General features: G+C 39.2%; 22 protein-coding genes. 9 read left to right on the forward strand and 13 right to left on the reverse strand.

Going from position 1 to position 18,516, the window contains the following annotated elements:
* Window positions 1-95: 95 nt before the first annotated feature.
* On the forward strand, window positions 96-599 hold the full coding sequence (locus EV282_RS10705) for a peptidyl-prolyl cis-trans isomerase (RefSeq protein ID WP_130295803.1): 504 nt from the start codon (window positions 96-98) through the stop codon (window positions 597-599).
* Between the two features lie 52 nt (window positions 600-651).
* Here the strand turns inward: EV282_RS10705 and EV282_RS10710 are convergent, their stop codons facing one another.
* Window positions 652-1,986 (reverse strand): PhoH family protein, encoded by a 1,335-nt coding sequence (locus tag EV282_RS10710; protein WP_130295804.1) that lies wholly within the window; start codon window positions 1,984-1,986, stop codon window positions 652-654.
* Between the two features lie 138 nt (window positions 1,987-2,124).
* Here EV282_RS10710 and EV282_RS10715 point away from each other — a divergent pair, with 138 nt between their 5' ends.
* From EV282_RS10715 to EV282_RS10725, 3 genes are all read left to right on the forward strand, one after another.
* Complete coding sequence (locus EV282_RS10715) at window positions 2,125-2,757, forward strand: YhcN/YlaJ family sporulation lipoprotein (RefSeq protein WP_242611854.1); 633 nt, start codon at window positions 2,125-2,127, stop codon at window positions 2,755-2,757.
* 342 nt (window positions 2,758-3,099) lie between these two features.
* On the forward strand, window positions 3,100-3,300 hold the full coding sequence (locus tag EV282_RS10720; RefSeq protein ID WP_130295805.1) for a YlaI family protein: 201 nt from the start codon (window positions 3,100-3,102) through the stop codon (window positions 3,298-3,300).
* A complete protein-coding gene (locus EV282_RS10725; protein WP_130295806.1) occupies window positions 3,290-3,730 on the forward strand; it encodes a hypothetical protein in 441 nt (146 codons plus the stop codon). Before EV282_RS10720 ends, EV282_RS10725 begins: the two co-directional genes overlap by 11 nt.
* Here the strand turns inward: EV282_RS10725 and EV282_RS10730 are convergent, their stop codons facing one another.
* The 3 genes from EV282_RS10730 to typA form a co-directional block, all read right to left on the reverse strand.
* Window positions 3,731-4,009: a hypothetical protein gene (locus EV282_RS10730; protein WP_130295807.1), complete on the reverse strand. Its 279-nt coding sequence runs from the start codon at window positions 4,007-4,009 to the stop codon at window positions 3,731-3,733. It abuts the gene before it with no gap.
* 15 nt (window positions 4,010-4,024) lie between these two features.
* Window positions 4,025-4,303 (reverse strand): YlaH-like family protein, encoded by a 279-nt coding sequence (locus EV282_RS10735; protein WP_226535081.1) that lies wholly within the window; start codon window positions 4,301-4,303, stop codon window positions 4,025-4,027.
* A 79-nt stretch (window positions 4,304-4,382) separates the two neighbouring features.
* A complete protein-coding gene (typA, locus tag EV282_RS10740) occupies window positions 4,383-6,224 on the reverse strand; it encodes a translational GTPase TypA (RefSeq protein ID WP_130295808.1) in 1,842 nt (613 codons plus the stop codon).
* Between the two features lie 156 nt (window positions 6,225-6,380).
* Here typA and EV282_RS20215 point away from each other — a divergent pair, with 156 nt between their 5' ends.
* Window positions 6,381-6,551, forward strand: coding sequence for a DUF5325 family protein (locus tag EV282_RS20215; RefSeq protein ID WP_165389418.1), 171 nt, complete (start codon window positions 6,381-6,383; stop codon window positions 6,549-6,551).
* 156 nt (window positions 6,552-6,707) lie between these two features.
* Here EV282_RS20215 and EV282_RS10745 read toward each other — a convergent pair whose 3' ends face one another.
* Window positions 6,708-7,502, reverse strand: coding sequence for an inositol monophosphatase family protein (locus EV282_RS10745; RefSeq protein ID WP_130295809.1), 795 nt, complete (start codon window positions 7,500-7,502; stop codon window positions 6,708-6,710).
* Window positions 7,503-7,612: 110 nt separating this feature from the next.
* Window positions 7,613-7,801 carry a hypothetical protein gene (locus tag EV282_RS10750; RefSeq protein WP_066289027.1) on the reverse strand — a complete coding sequence of 63 codons (189 nt, stop codon included), beginning with the start codon at window positions 7,799-7,801 and terminating at the stop codon, window positions 7,613-7,615.
* A gap of 166 nt (window positions 7,802-7,967) precedes the next feature.
* On the opposite strand from EV282_RS10750, the gene EV282_RS10755 reads away from it, so the two are divergent.
* Window positions 7,968-8,597, forward strand: a complete 630-nt coding sequence (locus EV282_RS10755) for a YktB family protein (RefSeq protein WP_130295810.1) — start codon at window positions 7,968-7,970, stop codon at window positions 8,595-8,597.
* Window positions 8,598-8,699: 102 nt separating this feature from the next.
* On the opposite strand, the gene EV282_RS10760 is transcribed toward EV282_RS10755, so the two are convergent.
* Window positions 8,700-9,662 (reverse strand): NAD(P)H-dependent flavin oxidoreductase, encoded by a 963-nt coding sequence (locus EV282_RS10760; protein ID WP_130295811.1) that lies wholly within the window; start codon window positions 9,660-9,662, stop codon window positions 8,700-8,702.
* A 340-nt stretch (window positions 9,663-10,002) separates the two neighbouring features.
* Between EV282_RS10760 and EV282_RS10765 the strand changes: the two genes are divergently transcribed.
* Entirely contained in the window at window positions 10,003-11,478 is a 1,476-nt protein-coding gene (locus EV282_RS10765; protein WP_130295812.1) for an aminotransferase class I/II-fold pyridoxal phosphate-dependent enzyme, read from the forward strand.
* A 35-nt stretch (window positions 11,479-11,513) separates the two neighbouring features.
* Here EV282_RS10765 and EV282_RS10770 read toward each other — a convergent pair whose 3' ends face one another.
* Window positions 11,514-11,636 carry a GapA-binding peptide SR1P gene (locus EV282_RS10770; protein WP_077361557.1) on the reverse strand — a complete coding sequence of 41 codons (123 nt, stop codon included), beginning with the start codon at window positions 11,634-11,636 and terminating at the stop codon, window positions 11,514-11,516.
* Between the two features lie 112 nt (window positions 11,637-11,748).
* On the reverse strand, window positions 11,749-12,048 hold the full coding sequence (locus EV282_RS10775; protein ID WP_130295813.1) for a DUF3055 domain-containing protein: 300 nt from the start codon (window positions 12,046-12,048) through the stop codon (window positions 11,749-11,751).
* A 215-nt stretch (window positions 12,049-12,263) separates the two neighbouring features.
* On the opposite strand from EV282_RS10775, the gene EV282_RS10780 reads away from it, so the two are divergent.
* Together EV282_RS10780 and EV282_RS10785 are read left to right on the forward strand one after the other, a co-directional pair.
* On the forward strand, window positions 12,264-12,704 hold the full coding sequence (locus EV282_RS10780; RefSeq protein WP_130295814.1) for a DUF1885 family protein: 441 nt from the start codon (window positions 12,264-12,266) through the stop codon (window positions 12,702-12,704).
* A 146-nt stretch (window positions 12,705-12,850) separates the two neighbouring features.
* Window positions 12,851-14,344, forward strand: coding sequence for a glycine betaine uptake BCCT transporter (locus EV282_RS10785; RefSeq protein ID WP_130295815.1), 1,494 nt, complete (start codon window positions 12,851-12,853; stop codon window positions 14,342-14,344).
* On the opposite strand, the gene EV282_RS10790 is transcribed toward EV282_RS10785, so the two are convergent.
* The 4 genes from EV282_RS10790 to EV282_RS10805 form a co-directional block, all read right to left on the reverse strand.
* Window positions 14,339-14,569: a hypothetical protein gene (locus EV282_RS10790; protein WP_130295816.1), complete on the reverse strand. Its 231-nt coding sequence runs from the start codon at window positions 14,567-14,569 to the stop codon at window positions 14,339-14,341. The genes EV282_RS10785 and EV282_RS10790 overlap by 6 nt on opposite strands.
* 115 nt (window positions 14,570-14,684) lie before the next feature.
* Complete coding sequence (gene lpdA, locus EV282_RS10795; RefSeq protein WP_130295817.1) at window positions 14,685-16,097, reverse strand: dihydrolipoyl dehydrogenase; 1,413 nt, start codon at window positions 16,095-16,097, stop codon at window positions 14,685-14,687.
* A gap of 4 nt (window positions 16,098-16,101) precedes the next feature.
* Window positions 16,102-17,433, reverse strand: a complete 1,332-nt coding sequence (locus EV282_RS10800) for a dihydrolipoamide acetyltransferase family protein (RefSeq protein ID WP_130295818.1) — start codon at window positions 17,431-17,433, stop codon at window positions 16,102-16,104.
* A gap of 104 nt (window positions 17,434-17,537) precedes the next feature.
* A complete protein-coding gene (locus tag EV282_RS10805) occupies window positions 17,538-18,515 on the reverse strand; it encodes an alpha-ketoacid dehydrogenase subunit beta (protein ID WP_077361570.1) in 978 nt (325 codons plus the stop codon).
* Window position 18,516 lies beyond the last annotated feature (1 nt).

Here is an 18,516-nt window from a genome sequence, read left to right on the forward strand (position 1 = left end):
AAATATAAAGGTTTGTCTAAAAAAAATCAACATATTACAGTATTCACATAATCATGCTATGCTTTTAATAGCGTTTTCAAATCAAGGAGGTACATATGGAATTCATAGTTGCACTTAACGGGAAGGTAAACTACCCGCTTACTTTAGATCCTGGCGTTTGGATTTTTGATGATAGAAAAGAAAATCTGGACACATTGTTCGATACGAAAGGAGACAAAGAAAGCGAGCAAGAAAAATATTTAAAGGACGTTTCAGCTCACTGGGACAGAGAATTGCAGGAAGGTGCTGTCCCTCCATCTGAAAAAGATAAGCAAAAACCTAAAACAACTTTAAAAGAAACTCTTCTTACAAGTTCCTTCGCCATATCATTATCTTATTTTATCTATAATGCACAACCGCACCCTGACGCAGAAAGAGTACTCATTGAATCAGGGGACGGAAATGTTGAAATCACAATTAAAGAAGCCCAAGATGGGTACTTGGCGTTTTCTGAAAACGGTAAACCCTTAAAATCAGATGGACCTGTTCACTTTTATTTTGGTGATGGACGAAACAAAGAAAATCCAATCAAACGCATTACTGGTATCACGCTTCTTTAAAAAAATTACAGGAAAAACGAAGGGCAGCTCTTTCTGGAGCTGTCTTTTACAATTACAGCAGATCTGCTGCAATTTGAGCCAATGAAGATCGTTCCCCTTTTTCCAGCCTCACGTGCCCGCTGACTGCCTGGTCTTTAAATTTTTCCACCACATATGTCAAACCGTTTGTAAATTCATCCAAATAAGGATGATCAATTTGCTGAGGATCACCGAGCAATACAATTTTACTTCCTTCCCCTACCCTTGTAAGAATGGTTTTCACTTCATGCTTAGTCAGGTTTTGAGCTTCATCAATAATGATAAACTGATCTGGCAGACTCCTTCCTCTGATGTATGTGAGTGCTTCAACGTGTATAGAGCCAATACCAGCCAATATTTTTTCCAGCTCTCCCTGCTTTTTTGTATTGAACAGGTATTCGAGATTATCATAAACAGGCTGCATCCAAGGTTTAAGCTTTTCTTCTTTTTCCCCTGGCAAATAGCCGATATCTTTACCAACGGGTACGATCGGGCGAGCGATAAATAATTTGATATAATCCTTCAAGTCTTCAGTCTGAAGCAATGCTGCAGCAAGTGTTATCAGCGTCTTTCCTGTGCCCGCTTTTCCAATCAATGTAACAAGAGGCAGGTCTTTTCGCAGTAAAAGTTCAAATGCCATTTTCTGCTGTACATTCCTAGCCCGTATACCCCATATCTGCTCTGAATCATAACGGAGAGGTTTTAACGTTTTACCAAACTCGTCTACTTTCCCAAGAGCCGAAACAGATGACCTGAAAACATCTTTCAAGATGACAAACTGATGGGGATAAAAGGAGTGCCCTGTTAATTCGATCAGCTGCAGTTCATTTTTCTCATAAAATTTACTCAGAAGTTCACCTTGTAAATAAATTTCTTTATAGCCTGTATAGGTCTGGTCATTCTTATCGATAACCCTGTCACTTAAAAAATCTTCTGCTTCTATCCCGAGAGCATCTGCTTTTACACGAACCAATACATCTTTTGAAACCAATATCACTTTCACACCGCTCTTTTTAGCCTCTTCCTCTTGTTTTAAATTCAATGTAACAGCTAATATCCGATTATCGTTTGTCGGTTCTACAAACGTTTCCTGAAGCCTTTGAAATGATTTATGATTGAGCTCTACTCGAAGTTTGCCCCCATTTTCAAGTGGAACACCTTGATGCAGTTTTCCATTCTGTCTAACACGGTCAATTAAACGGGAAACTTCTCTTGCATTTCTCCCAATTTCGTCCATATAACGTTTCTTGGAATCCACTTCTTCTAAAACTACAGCAGGTATGATCACTTCACTGTCTCCAAAGGATTGTATGGAATAAGGATCCTGCAAAAGCACGTTTGTATCTAGGACGTATCGTTTATTCAACATTCAGCCTCCTGACTTAAATGTAATCCCATCTATTAAGTGCATTTTTATGGACTGCCTATTAAAAATGTATGTGTGAAGGAATAAAGTTAGAAGAATGAACAAAAAATAACGGAAATGACTTGGAAGGACTGATATTCATTGAAAACTTTACGAATAGCTGCAGTCTTAAGCGCAATCTTTGTTCTTTTTGGCTGCATGAACGAAAATGATGATAATGCACAACAGGCTGATAAAAATACACCACGCCTTACTAAGGTAAATCAAACTGCAGAAAGCAAGAAGCCAAATCAGCCAAAAGGCTCTCAGGAAATATCCCGGCATCTCGTAGGACTGGCTACTGGAATTCCTGGTGTTGAAGATGCTACAGCTGTTGTCTTAGGTCCGTATGCAGTTGTAGGTATTGATGTAGACCGTAAGCTTGATAATTCAAGAGTTGGTTCGATCAAATATTCTGTTGCAGAAGCTCTTAAAAATGATCCCAATGGCAAGAATGCAGTTGTAACTGCCGATCCAGATGTTGTTGAGAGACTCCGTCAAATGGGTAGACAGATCCGCCAAGGACATCCGATCGGCGGAATCGCGAATGAATTAGCTGGAATCGTAGGCCGCTTAATGCCTCAAGTTCCACACAGCCTTCAAACGGAAAAACCTTCTCCAACAGAAACAAATAACAGCCAGCTTTCTGAAAAAGAGGAACGACAGCTGAAAAATGACCAGCAAAAGCAAGAAAAAGCAGATAAAAACCAGCCGCAGCGGTTAAATGAAAGCTGAGAATAATGAGACTGATGAGGGATGATTTCAACAACTTCCCTTTTCAGTCTTTTTTATGATATCTAGTTGTGGGTTATGTCGAAAATCGTGTATTTATTATTTAACGTGGGATTTCCCAAAATAACGTGGAAAAAATTTAATTAATGTGCGATTAATTTAAATAACGTGAGATTAATAAAAAGTACTTCTAATTCAAAATAGTTTGTTTTTTTAAGACGTACATCCTTTATTAGAGTCCTCTTGGAAAACACAGCGAACATCAAGTTCCACTAAAGTGCTTCAATTCCTTTACTTAATTTACTATTTTCTTTATGGTATACTGTTTGAAAGAGGTGAAATACGATGCGTGTAAAATGCGTATTATGCGATAATATTGAAGTTATTGAAAATGAATGTTCACTTGCAAAGAAATTGCGAAATAGACCGATACACACCTTTATGTGCGAACCATGCAAAGAGCGAATCACTAGAAAAACTGCCCAGCGGGAAGCTACAGGTAATTTTACTTTATACAGAAGTCCAGATACGAACAATGACTGGTAATCGTTTATTAGCGTGGACTTTTTATGGTACAATTGCTGGCACCTTGCTGGCTTGTTTTTTTTATGTCATTGAACAAGGATTCGGAATCAACCTCTACACTTTCTTAGTGAATATTGACTTCTTGCCATTACCTGATTTTATTATTTATTCTTTCCTGATCCAGTTCGTATCTCATATTGTGATCTCCGTGATATTGATTGCTCTTGTTGATATTTTATCTGCAAGATTTAATCATCCGCACCTTTTTTCTGTAATCATAAACGCTGTTATGTCCTTTACTTTTTTTCCTCTTTATCATTTCGCTTTGACAAAGCCTTTTCATCCTCCATTTCTCCTTCCATTTACATTATGGTTTATCGGACACCTTTTATTTGCTGTCTTAATCGGATACTTTGTTTCATTTCTGCATAAAAAAAGGAGTGCTGATTAATCAGCACTCCTCGTTAAACCTTGGTTCATTTTGAATTCCTTCGTATAAAGCATCCACCGCGTCAACAAAGAATCGTTCTGTTTTTTCCACTCCGTCTACCTCGAATAATACGATGTAAAATGGTCCTTGAACCGAGACAGATTGTACGTTTACTCGGTGGTCTTCTCTTAATATCTCACTAAAAAATTCAAAAGTATCTTCTGCAGCTAGATCATTGGGACGTTCCTCATGTACTTTTTTAATGCTTAGCCAGTTGGAAAGAGCATCTGTGAGTTTCATGTTGAACCTCCTGTTTTAGCCGTTTTCTTTTTTGCTTTGATATAATCTTACCTTATAAATAATCAGGATAAGCGCAGCCACGATCAATCCTTCAGCTACGGGAAGTCCGATTCCAAAGAATGCTAAAGGCATACAACCTATGATCAAAAACAGATAGATCAATGCCGATTTTAAAGGTGGCAGTTTTTTGGCGAAACCTAACTTAAAAACAATAATGCTAAGCACTGTAATGATTAAATACAATAGCAAGAAAGCTCTGACAGGGTCGTGTTCAATCCCCAGCAGCAAAGCCATTGAGGACGAATCCTCACCTGTCGCTTTCATAATTTCTTGTTCTTTCACGATTCCCACTCCCGCTTCTTAAAACTTAAGCTTAGCCTTGAGCAAGTTTCTTTTTCTTCTCTACTCTTTCACGCTCGTTCTTATCTAGAATCTTCTTACGAAGACGAATGCTCTCTGGTGTTACTTCGCAATACTCATCATCGTTCAAGTACTCTAACGCTTCTTCAAGTGTCATTACACGAGGTTTTTTCATTGTTACCGTCTGGTCTTTATTCGCTGAACGCATGTTAGTCATCTGCTTCACTTTTACAATGTTTACTGTAATATCGTTCTCACGAGTATGTTCCCCAACGATCATTCCCATGTAGACTTCTGTACCAGGCTCTACGAAAATGGTTCCGCGATCCTCAACACCCATGATTCCGTATTGAGATGCTTTTCCGTTTTCCATTGAAACAAGAACACCCTGACGGCGTCCGCCAACATTTCCAGCAACCATTGGCTTATAGCTGTCGAATGTATGGTTAAGAATTCCGTATCCACGAGTTTGTGTTAAGAATTCAGTTGTGTAGCCGATCAATCCACGTGCAGGAACCATGAACTCTAAACGAACTTGGCCTGATCCATTGTTGATCATATTTAACATTTCACCTTTACGATCTCCAAGAGATTCCATGATCGCACCTGTATATTCTTCAGGAATATCGATTTGAACACGTTCTACAGGCTCACATTTCACACCGTCAATTTCACGGATGATTACTTCAGGCTTTGATACTTGAAGCTCGAATCCTTCACGTCGAAGGTTTTCGATTAAGATTGAAAGGTGAAGCTCACCGCGTCCTGATACTGTCCAAACATCCGGTGAATCTGTATTCTCAACACGTAAACTTACGTCCGTTTCTAATTCAGCCATTAATCGTTCTTCGATCTTACGGCTAGTAACCCATTTACCTTCACGGCCAGCGAATGGAGAGTTGTTTACCAAGAAAGTCATCTTAAGTGTCGGCTCATCAATACGAAGTACTGGAAGCGCTTCTTCTTGACCTTCCGGACATACTGTTTCTCCAACGTTGATCTCTTCCATTCCAGAAACAGCGATAAGATCTCCTGCTTTTGCTTCTTCAATTTCAATACGCTTTAGCCCTAAGAAACCGAAAAGTTTAGTTACACGGAACTTTTTAACAGAACCATCAAGTTTCATAAGTGATACAGCTTGTCCAACTTTGATCGTACCGCGGAATACACGTCCGATACCGATACGGCCAAGATAGTCGTTATAATCAAGCATTGTAATCTGGAATTGAAGCGGATCAGCACTGTTATCCACAGGTGCAGGAATCGTTTCAATAATTGTATCAAGCAATGCTGTCATATCTTCATCTTGCTTGTTTGGATCTGGGTCCATGGAAGCTGTACCTTTTAATGCCGACGCATAAACAACCGGGAATTCAAGCTGCTCTTCTTCTGCTCCAAGGTCGATAAATAAATCGATTACTTCGTCTACTACTTCTTCTGGACGTGCAAAATCACGGTCGATTTTGTTAACAACTACGATTGGTGTTAATTTTTGCTCTAACGCTTTTTTCAGTACGAAACGAGTTTGAGGCATACACCCTTCATATGCATCGACAACAAGTAGAACACCATCAACCATTTTCATGATACGTTCTACTTCTCCACCGAAGTCAGCGTGTCCTGGAGTATCCATGATATTAATGCGTTTGCTGTTATAATTAATGGCAGTGTTCTTCGCCAAGATTGTAATACCGCGTTCACGTTCTAAATCATTTGAGTCCATTGCACGTTCATGTACTTGCTCATTATCACGGAATGTTCCTGATTGATGAAGCAGTTTGTCAACCAGTGTTGTTTTTCCGTGGTCAACGTGGGCGATAATCGCTATATTGCGTAAATCATCTCTTGTATTCAAAATTATTCTCTCCTTATATCCTATCTCTTTTTCTTATCTTTTTTTGTTCAACTTGACTATTATATCACAAATTTATTTAAAGGCTTTTTCTTTTTATGTAAATTCGTTACACTTATTATGCAGCATCGATTGATTCATTTACATTTGGAGGTCAACATGAACGCAGTTTTCTTTATTATTGCCTTTCTAACAGCTCTTGCAATATGCGGAGTGGGTGTGGCTATCGGCGAAAAAAGTTTACTTATTTTTATCATATCCATCGTTTCCGTTTTCATTTTGATGGGGTTTGGATTTTCATTAAAGAAAAAGCAAAGAGAGCGTTCATAAAGAAGGCTCTCTCTTTTTTTTGGCTGTTATATAAAAAATTGTTGCTTTAACCTTGCACTCCAATCAACTATTCAACGATGAACTTTAAAAACAACCGCGGAAAGCGAGCATCTGGAACGGAAATCAACAACTTCAAGAAACCTCCGAGAACAACTTTTAATTCGTTAAATGGTTTAATATTTCTTCATGCAATCCTGGCTTAGCAGCTAGGATGCTGTTTTGTTCAAGAAGCTTTATCGGTTGCCCTTCCGTGTTTGTTACAAGCCCTCCAACCTCATTCAGAAGAATCAGACCAGCTGCGAAATCCCACGGAGACAACCTCATTGTCATATAAGCATCTAGTTTGCCGGATGCTACATAAGCTAGTTCGATTGCAGCCGAACCGTACGAACGAGTCCCTCTGGATTTTCTTACAACTTCCTGTACATTCTCGTGATTAATTCTCTTGTTTGGACCAACCCATGTAGCGTTCACTCCAATTACCGCTTCAGTAAGAGACGTCTTATCTAATCTAGGAAGTTTAAAATCATTTAAAAAAGCACCTTCTCCATCTTTTGCAAAATAAAGATTTTTGCTTCCTACATCATATATTAAACCCATTATTCCCAAACCGTTTTCATAAATACCGATAGAAATAGCAAAATTTGATTGTTGATGAATAAAATTTGTCGTTCCATCGATCGGGTCAATAATCCAAATGATACCCGACTTATCTTGAACATCATCACCATACCCTTCTTCACCTAGAACTTTGTGATCAGGGAATGTTCTTTGTATTTTATCGATAAAAAACTTTTCGATATTCTTATCCATATTTGTGACGAGGTCAGCAATATGTGATTTATATGTAATCGTTAATGTATTTTCAAATGACTTTTGCAGCAGATCTGCTGCTTCAAGCGTCCAAGTCTTTGCAGCCTCTTCTATCTTTCTGCACTTTTCTTTATCCATCGTCTCACCCCTTGCCTTTCCTATAGTATATGCCAATTCGTGTTTGTTCACAAAAAAACGAACCATCCGTTCATGATGGATTCGTTTTTGCTACCCGCTATTTCTTTGGATCATGCCTCAAGTCTCACGAGCTCCAGCCTTAATCTTTCGAGCTTTCGCTTAGAATCATTGATTTGTTTCTGATCTTTTGATTTTAAGGCATCAAACAAAGTAGCTAATTCATAGTCAATCTCAAGTTTTAAAACTGGAATTCTTCTTTCTGCATCCGTTCTTTTTAATGTATTCATTACTTGTTTCATATCGCCGGCACATCCTTTCTTTTTTCGTTTTCATGTTTTCTATATTTTATGAATGACTGAGGTATATTGAAACGGCACTTTGCGGAATCTAATGCAAACATTTTTTTAAAAATTAGCTTCTGTGATAAACTTTTTTGTATCGTTTACTAATCAGGAGGAACCATTCATGACATTCAATGGATTTAAAGAACAAGATTTTAATGTTTTTCATACAGATGGTCTTGAGCAGCGCATGGTTCAGATCATTACCCATATACGACCTAAACTCGAGGCACTTGGCGATAAATATGCTGATGAACTTACAAGTTTAACAGGAGAGGAAATGTTCTATCATGTTGCTAAACACGCAAGACGTACTGTAAATCCGCCAAAAGATACATGGGTAGCCTTTGCCCCGAATAAAAGGGGATACAAAATGCTGCCACATTTTCAGGTTGGATTATTTGAAACACATGTTTTTATCTGGTTTGCTCTTATCTATGAGTCACCCATAAAGGATTCGTATGGCAAAACCTTTCTAAAGAAGCTTAGTAAGATAAAAAAGGAAATTCCCGATTCCTTTGTTTGGTCTGACGATCATACAAAGCCAGATAGCTATAAACATAGCGAAGTAAAAAAGGATAAATTAAAAGAAATGGCTGAACGTTTAAGTACTGTTAAAAAAGCTGAATTGCTTTGCGGTGTCCATATCTCAAAAGATGAAGCTGTTGCAATGACAGAAGACGAATGGTTTACACGGATATCCGAGACATTTAAAACCCTTTTACCTCTTTACAACTTAAAAAAACAACTGTAATAAAAAAAGTGGCAGGAAGCAAAAGTTCAACTGCTTCTTACCACTAGTATATTGCCGTACTGCTTAAATGTATGGGTATGTATCACTATTGTAAGAAAAGTGTTAGAAAAGGCTGTTCCATTTTTGATGGACAGCTTTTGCTTCTTCTTTTATTTGCTGGAACAATTCACTGACAGATAAGACTTCATTAATCCTCCCAGCTCCTTGACCAGCCCATCCAAATCCTTCGCTACTCTTACCTTCATAAATAAATTTCTGATTCGCTTCCCCACTGATAAAATCTTTTAGGTGCTCATACGTTCCGTTTTTATTTTCTTCTTCAACAATTTTTAATGCAAAAGATGTATTAAGTGTCCTGCCTGGCATACCTAATTTTCTTTTGATTACAACCGTATCGTTTTCGGAACTTTCGAGAATCCATCTTTTGTAGGCTGGATGAGCATGCACGCATTCTTTTACTGCAATGAACCTCGTTCCCATTTCTATCCCTTCAGCACCAAGAGCCAGTGCAGCCATCATTCCTTTTCCATCGACGATCCCACCGGAACCGATGACAGGTATCGATAAGGACTCAGCTATTTCCGGAATCAGTACGAACGTACCTGTATCCTCTTTTCCGATATGACCTCCGCCTTCCTGTCCAACAGCCATTACGGCATCAGCCCCAAGCTGTTCAGCTTTTATCGCTTGGCGTTTACTAGAGACAAGAACAAGCGTTTTTATGCCTGTATTTTCTAATCTTTTTAAAACAGGTGCAGGATTACCGCCCGTGATACTAATAACCTTTACACCTTCTTCAATAGCTGTTTCCAATTGTTCCTCATATGTTCTGCCATGCTGGCCAATTGCAAAATTCACTCCAAAGGTCCGTGATGTCATCTGTTTTGTTTTCTTAATTTCAGTTCTCAGCGCATCACTATTTGGAAGAGACATAGCTGTAATCTGTCCAAGTCCTCCTGCATTAGAAACGGCGGCAGCAAGATCTGAATATGCTAAGTATGCCAGACCTCCTTGAATGATTGGTAAATCAATATCTAACAATGTGGTTACACGTGTTTTGAACATAAGATTTCTCCTCCTGAAAATTAAATCATTTACTTACATCTTCATGCATTTTCTGTTATACTTCTTTTGTTTTATAAATAAAGGCTGAGATAGCAAACTTTGATGCTTTTGGAAGTTGTTGATTTCCGTTCCAGGATGCTCGCTTTCCACGGGGCGAGCGGTGAGCCTCCTATACGCTTTGCACAGATAGGAGCCTGTCCCGCTGATCACGTAGGAGTCTCGCACCTTGCACTACAATCAACTTTTCATTGAAGAAAATAAATTACCAATAGCAACATTCTTTGAAAAAGAGCCTAAATAAATGAAAATTAAGTTAACTATAGATGAGGTGTAGTATAAATTGTCTCAACATGAAACTCCTTTATTTACTGGCTTGCGTGAACATGCAAACAAAAATCCATTGCAATTCCATATTCCAGGTCATAAAAAAGGCCAAGGAATGGATGAAGAGTTCAAAAATTTCATCGGACCTAATGCTCTTTCGATCGATCTTATAAATATCACTCCACTCGATGACCTTCATCACCCGAAAGGTATGATAAAAAAAGCTCAAGATCTTGCAGCTCAAGCGTTTGGTGCAGATCATACCTTCTTTTCGGTTCAAGGTACTAGCGGTGCGATTATGACGATGATCATGTCTGTCGTTTCTCCTGGAGATAAAATTCTTGTACCGAGAAATGTGCATAAATCTATTATGACGGCCATCGTATTTTCTGGTGCAACACCTATTTTTATCCACCCGGAAATCGATCCTGAACTGGGGATTTCACATGGGATTACACCTGACAGCGTTGAGAAGGCGTTGAACCAGCATCCTGACACAAAAGCAGTTCTTGTCATTAACCCGACTTATTTTGGGTTTGCAGCAGATTTAAAAGGGATTGTTAATGTTGCTCACCGTTTTAATGTACCTGTTCTTGTAGATGAAGCACATGGCGTCCTTATTCATTTCCATGACCATATGCCACTGTCAGCCATGCAGGCTGGTGCCGATATGGCTGCAACAAGTGTGCATAAACTTGGGGGTTCACTTACCGGCAGTTCTATTTTAAATGTTAAAGAAGGACTTGTCTCGCCAGAACGTGTTCAAACCATATTAAGTATGATGACAACAACATCTACTTCCTATATCCTGTTAGCGTCTTTGGATGCTGCACGCAGACGGTTAGCAACAGAAGGGTATACATTAATTGAAAAAACAATTAGACTGGCAAACCAAACGAGAGAAAAAATAAACGAAATACCAAACCTTTATTGCGTAGGTGAAGAGAAGCTTGGTACTTCCGCTACCTTCGATTACGACCCGTCTAAATTGCTTATATCAGTAAAAGATCTTGGTATTACAGGTTATGAAGCTGAAACTTGGCTTCGTGATCAATACAACATCGAGGTAGAATTGTCGGATCTATATAACATATTGTGTTTGATCACTACTGCCGATCATGAAAAAGACACGATGATTCTGGTTGAAGCATTAACCAAGCTATCAAACGAAAAAAGCTCCTCTAAAACGGAAGAAATTAAATCCTTGCCGGTACATGTTCCTGATATTCCGGTTCTCGCTCTCTCTCCGCGTGATGCTTTTTATGCAAATACAGAAAGTGTACCTTTCGAAGAATCAGCCGGAAGAATAATTGCAGAATTTGTTATGGTATATCCGCCGGGAATTCCAATCTTCATTCCTGGAGAAATCATCACAAAAGAAAACCTCGCATATATAAAAGAAAACCTTGAGGCAGGGTTGCCTGTTCAAGGTCCAGAAGATGCCCATTTAAATTATCTTAAAGTAATTCAAGAACAAGTGGCGATACGATAGAACACAAAAAAAGAAGACCTCAGAAGGTCTTCTTTTTATTTGTTTAATTTAGCTTGCTCTTGGCAATGCGGACATGTTTTAGAATACAATGTTGTTACCTTTTCCTCTTCAAAATGTTCAATTGTTGTTTCACACGTTTGGCAAATGATTACTCCCATCCGTTCCATCTCCCTTCGCATTTTGAAAGCGCTTACGTTTATATCTGTATAATATTATGTCACAATTCGTTTGTCAACACTTTTAGTATAACACATTAAAAAAATGTGCTCATTAATCATATTGTTCGATTACAGGGAGATGAGGAACAGCTTCCTCAAAGAAGAGCGTTAAATCTTCAGCTTCTTTCAAGCTCTTTATATGAAATACCTGTTTGATATATTCAAGGTTTCGCATATCATTCGAGTCAAGCAGCGCTGATCTGCCAGTCTGCATACACACGACCAGTGGTTTTCCGAAAAACATATTTGTATACACGATACCAAAATCATATCTCACCGTATCTGTTGTGAAACCTACAAACCTAACCTTAACGGACTCACTCTCGTCATACAATTTTTCAAACCATTCCATGTTATCCCTCCTCGTATGATAGAACATTGTTCATCGATCGGGTTGTTCGAACCTAGCTGTTTCATGACTGGCTATCCTGTTAAGTTCAAAATTGATGTAAGAGTAATTCCCTTTTGCAATGAATTTAAAACTTATATTGTCAAAATCTTCTTGAAATATGATAAACTATTGTATGAACAAATCTTGTTAAAAATGACTAACTGGAGTGAGTCCGAATGTCCCAAAGTGCATACATAAAGCTTGTTCCCGCATCTGAAAAACAAGTGGTAACAATAGAAGATATTAAAGACATGTTCCATTATTACAAATCAATCACGAGTAAAACAGGGGAACAGCTCTCTTGGGGATACTCCGAGGCAGCTTTTCCCTATACAATTGAGGAAAAAGAAGAAGCAAATAACAAATGGTTCTATTTAAAAGGAATTGATTCAAGAAAAAACAGATACATTCTCGTTGGAGTCGACTTTGAACAAAAGGAAGTTTTAGAAGACTCTACAGAAAATCAGCAATGCTACATACAGGTTTCTCTTACAGACATCTCAACGCACGGAGACAAAGGAAAAGCGAATGAATTTTGTAAGTTTTTAGCGGCAAAATTAAAAGGGGAACTTCATCTTTTTAACGGCAGGGTTATGTATTATTATCCTAAAAAATAGGTAAATCTTATCGATTTTAGCTGCACATTCCTTTAGGAAGCCCAATCATATCATTGGACTTCCTATTTTATTTCAACTAAAATGTAAACTTTCGTCCCCTTAGGGAAAAATAAAAAAGATACATACTCAGAAAGGTTGGTGAAGGAATGAAAAAGCAAACGAATACAGTATTTATCGTTTCATTACTCATTTCAATTGTTTTTATTGTCATAGGGTTTTTGTTTCCAGAGGAATTTCAGGCTAGAGCAACGACGGTCCAAAATTTTCTTCAAGAGAAGTTTGGTTGGTTCTATCTACTTTCGGCTACTAGTTTTTTGATTTTCGTTCTTTATCTGGCATTCAGCAAATTTGGAAAAATTAAGCTAGGTGAGCCGGATGACAAACCAGAATACAGCACGATTACATGGTTTGCGATGTTATTTAGTGCCGGCATGGGTATTGGCCTCGTCTTTTGGGGCGTAGCAGAGCCTATAAGCCACTTTTATACTCCTCCTAGCGGTGAGGGTGGGAACGCAGCCTCAGCACAAGCAGCATTGCGCTACAGCTTTTTCCACTGGGGTTTGCACCCTTGGGGAATTTATACCTTGATCGGATTGTCCTTAGCCTATTTTAAATTCAGAAAAGGTGCGCCGGGTCTTATCAGTGCAATCTTCACTCCATTAATTGGAGATAAAGTAAATGGACCGATAGGAAAGACAATCGATATCGTTGCCGTATTTGCAACGATCTTCGGTGTTGCCACGTCTCTTGGACTTGGCGCCGTTCAGATAAGCGGCGGTCTTTCTTATGTGACGGATGTCGCTAATAATTTCACTACGCAGCTTATAATCATTGCTGTAGTTACCGTCTTATTTACTCTTTCAGCCCAGACTGGACTTAATAAAGGAATCAAGTATTTGAGTAACCTTAATATCATTCTTGCAGTTATATTGATGCTGTTCTTGTTGTTCGCTTCATCTACTAATTTCATCATGGATGTTTTTGTACAATCTTTAGGGAACTACCTTCAATATTTACCTAGCATGAGTTTAAAACTAAGTCCTTTCCGGCCGAGTGAAGCTGGCTGGATTCAAGGCTGGACCGTATTCTATTGGGCCTGGTGGATTGCTTGGGCACCTTTTGTAGGTACTTTTATAGCACGTGTATCAAAAGGAAGAACCATCAGAGAATTTATTTTAGGCGTATTGCTTGTCCCTACTCTATTTGGAGCACTTTGGTTCTCCATCTTCGGTGGTGCAGCACTTCATCTTGAAATCTTCAACAATGTGGGTCTTAATAAAATCATTACAGACAAAGGTACTGAAGTTGCGTTGTTTGCCTTATTTGAAAATCTTCCATTCGGGATGATCATGTCGCTGCTTGCTATTTTCTTAATCAGTACATTTTTCATTACATCTGCAGATTCAGCAACCTTTGTTCTAGGGATGCAAACACGACATGGAAGATTGGATCCTTCTTCAAAGACAAAGTTTGTCTGGGGTATGGTTATAGCAGCAGCGGCAGCTATATTACTTTATTCCGGGGGACTTGAAGCATTGCAAACAGCTTCGATAATCGCAGCTTTCCCATTTGCATTCGTAATGATATTCATGATGGTTTCTCTGCAAAAAGCTCTGTCAGAAGAAAAAAGAAAATCATAAAAATACAATTCTTCCTGCAACATAGATGATTGTGAATAGAATGGTTATATTTATTCCAGTTGTTCTATTTGAAATAAATCTTACAGCAATAAGAAAATTAAAGTACGAAAACATGACTAAGAGAACCGTTTCGTAAAATGAATGATCATGATGCGACAGGTAGAGAACTAGCGAATATCCGCACCATACCACAATTTGAATGATACTACACAACAATACATTCATAACATCCTCCACGTATATCTTTATACTTAATGTTATGAAGAGATTTGTTTAATATGTAGAAATCAAAGAAACCCCTTGTATCCGCGAAAGCGGCTTACAAGGGGTTTTTAATGGTTTATTTTACGATGTGAACTGGAAGTCCGATCGCAACTTCTGCAGCTTCCATTGAAATCTCTCCGAAAGTTGGATGCGCATGAATTGTCATAGCAATATCTTCTGCAGTCATTCCTGCTTCAATAGCTAATCCAAGTTCTGCGATCATATCAGATGCGTTTCCGCCTGCGATTTGAGCCCCTAAAACAAGTCCATCTTCTTTACGAGTGATAAGCTTCATGAAGCCATCCGTCTCGTTCATAGATAAAGCTCGTCCATTAGCTGCAAATGGGAATTTAGAAGCTTTTACTTCATATCCTGCTTCTTTTGCTGACTTTTCATCATAACCTACAGAAGCTAGTTCTGGGTCTGTGAATACTACAGCTGGAATTGCTAAATAATCAATTTCAGCCGCATGTCCGCTGATTACTTCAGCTGCAACTTTACCTTCATAAGAAGCCTTATGTGCAAGAGCAGGACCTTCAACTACATCACCGATTGCATAGATGCCGCTAACACTTGTTTGAGCTTTCTTGTTGATCTTGATAAGACCACGCTCAGTCATTTCAACACCAACTTGCTCAAGACCAAGTTCTTCAGTGTTTGGACGGCGTCCAACTGTTACAAGTACATAATCAGCTTCAAATGTTTTTGACTCACCTTTGATTTCAGCTGTTACAGTAACACCATCTTTTGTTTCTTCTACGCCTTTAGCCATTGCTTCAGTAAAGACTTCCACATTGCCTTTTTTCTTCAAACGCTTAGAAACTACTTGGCTCATTTGCTTTTCGAAACCTGGAAGGATTTGTTTTCCGCCTTCAAGGATGGTTACTTCAGTACCAAAGTTAGCATAAGCCGTTCCAAGCTCCATTCCAATATATCCGCCGCCGATAACCACAAGCTTCTTAGGAACTTCCTTAAGAGCCAGTGCACCAGTGGAAGAAATTACACGGTCACTCCATTTGAAACCAGGGATTTCAATTGGACGTGATCCTGTAGCGATAATCGCGTTTTTAAACGTATATGTCTGAGAGTTCTTCTCGTCCATGATACGAACTGTGTTTTCATTTACGAAATAAGCTTCACCACGGATGATTTCAACTTTGTTTCCTTTTAAAAGCCCTTCAACTCCGCCAGTAAGCTTCTTCACGATCCCAGCTTTCCATTCTTGAACTTTGCTGAAATCAACTTTTACGTTTTCAACAGTAATCCCCATATCTTCTGAGTGATTAGCATGTTCAACACGGTGACCTGCATTAATAAGTGCTTTAGATGGAATACAACCCACGTTTAAGCAAACGCCTCCCATTTCTGTCTTTTCCGCAATAGCCACTTTTTGTCCTAATTGTGCAGCGCGAATTGCCGCTACGTATCCCCCAGGACCTGAACCAATGACAAGTGTGTCTAACTCAATTGGAAAATCTCCTACTACCATCGAATTACGCCTCCATTACTAATAGTTGTGGATCGTTCAACAAACGCTTAATGTGATTCAATGCATTTTGTGCAGTTGCACCATCGATCAGACGGTGGTCAAAGCTGAGAGAAAGTGCCAATACTGGGGCCACCACAACTTCTCCATCTTTAACTACTGCTTTTTCAGCGATACGGCCGATACCAAGGATAGCTACTTCAGGGTGATTAATTACTGGAGTGAACCATTGTCCACCAGCAGATCCGATGTTTGTAATCGTGCAAGATCCGCCTTTCATTTCTTCTCCAGAAAGCTTTCCATCACGTGCTTTTGTAGCTAATTCATTGATTTCAGAAGAGATCTTGAAGATAGACTTGCGATCTGCTTCTTTAACAACTGGAACCATTAATCCGTTATCTGTATCTGCAGCGATTCCGATGTTGTAATAGTGCTTGTACACGATTTCTTCGTTAGCATCATCGATTGACGCATTAAGCACAGGGAACTCACGAAGTGCAGATGTTAATGCTTTTACCACATATGGAAGATAAGTAAGCTTAATGCCTTTATCCATCGCTACTTGCTTGAACTTCTTACGGTGTGCAACAAGATCAGTAACGTCCACTTCATCCATAAGTGTAACATGTGGAGCTGTATGTTTGGAGTTAACCATCGCTTTAGAGATCGCTTTTCTGATGCCTTTGATCTTCTCGCGTGTTTCCATTTCTCCAGCAGGAATTGCTTTAGGCGCTTCTTTCTTAGCAGCATCAGCTTTAGGTGCTTCTTTATCAGCCGCTGGTGCTTCTGTTGCAGCTTCACCACCGCCGCTTACAAACTTATCGATATCTTCTTTAAGTACACGTCCATTGTCTCCAGAGCCTTGTACTTTACGGATATCTACTTCCTTCTCACGAGCGTATTTACGAACAGAAGGCATAGCGATTACACGTTTTGTATCATCCGCAGGCTCTTCTTTAGCTGTGTCTTCCGTCTTATCTGTTTTAGCTTCAGGTTTTTCGTTTTCTTTTGCTTGATCAGCTGTAACTTCTTTTTCTTCTTCAGCTTTCGGCTGCTCAGGTGCTTCATCGCTTCCGCCATGTGCATCTGCAGGAATTTCACCCTCTGCCTCGATCGTTAAAAGAACATCACCTACAACGGATACAGTACCTTCATCTACTTTTAGTTCTAAGATTTTACCGTCTACAGGAGAAGGGATTTCAACAACGGCTTTGTCATTTTGGACTTCAAGCAGGATGTCATCTTCTTTAATAGTGTCCCCTGCTTTAACAAACCACTTTACAATTTCGCCTTCGTGAATTCCTTCACCAATATCGGGAAGCTTAAATTCATATGCCACGGTTAACGCCTCCATTTTTCAATCTATTTTACTCGTTTATGTGAAAAGGCTGAAAGAAGCAGTCTTTAATGAACTACTCTTCCAGCTGACATTCAATTATATTTTTAGAAATTGTAGACTTTCTTTGCTTTGTCCACAATATCACGATGATCTGGAATCCAAACATCCTCGGCAGATGCATATGGGAATACTGTATCAGGCGCTGTTACACGCAATACAGGAGCTTCCAGGTTTAAAATAGCACGATCGTTAATTTCAGCTACAACAAACGCACCGATCCCTGCTTGTTTTTGAGCTTCTTGAACAACAATTGCACGCCCTGTTTTTTCAACAGATGCAATAATTGTGTCAATATCAAGCGGGCTGATCGTACGAAGGTCGATAACTTCAGCAGAAATACCATCCTTCTCAAGCTCATCAGCAGCTTTTAATGAAGCGTGGACCATCGCACCGTAAGTAATGATGGAAACGTCTTTCCCTTCACGTTTCACATCCGCTTTACCTAGTTCGATCGTGTATTCTTCTTCAGGAACTTCGCCACGGAACGAACGGTACAATTTCATATGCTCTAAGTAAACAACAGGATCGTTGTCACGGATCGCAGAAATCAATAGTCCTTTTGCGTCATATGGAGTTGCAGGAATAACTACTTTAATCCCTGGAGTTTGGTACATTAATCCTTCTAAGCTGTCTGCGTGAAGTTCAGGTGTTTTAACTCCTCCACCGAATGGAGAACGGATTGTTACAGGGGAGTTATAAACTCCTCCAGAACGATAACGCATACGAGCCATTTGAGCGGCGATCGAATCAAATACTTCAAATACGAATCCAAAGAATTGGATCTCCATAACTGGACGGAAACCTGTAAGCCCTAGACCTATCGCAAGTCCCCCAATTCCAGACTCGGCAAGCGGAGTATCAAATACACGATCTTCTCCGAATTCTTTCTGAAGACCTTCAGTGGCACGGAATACACCACCGTTTTGACCTACGTCTTCACCGAAAACAAGTACGTTTTCATTGTTTTTTAATTCATTGCGCATTGCGTCTGTAATTGCTTGAATCATAGTCATTTGAGCCATA

Origin of the sequence: Fictibacillus sp. BK138 (genome assembly GCF_004216955.1) — a bacterium.
Taxonomy (GTDB): Bacteria; Bacillota; Bacilli; order Bacillales; family Fictibacillaceae; genus Fictibacillus.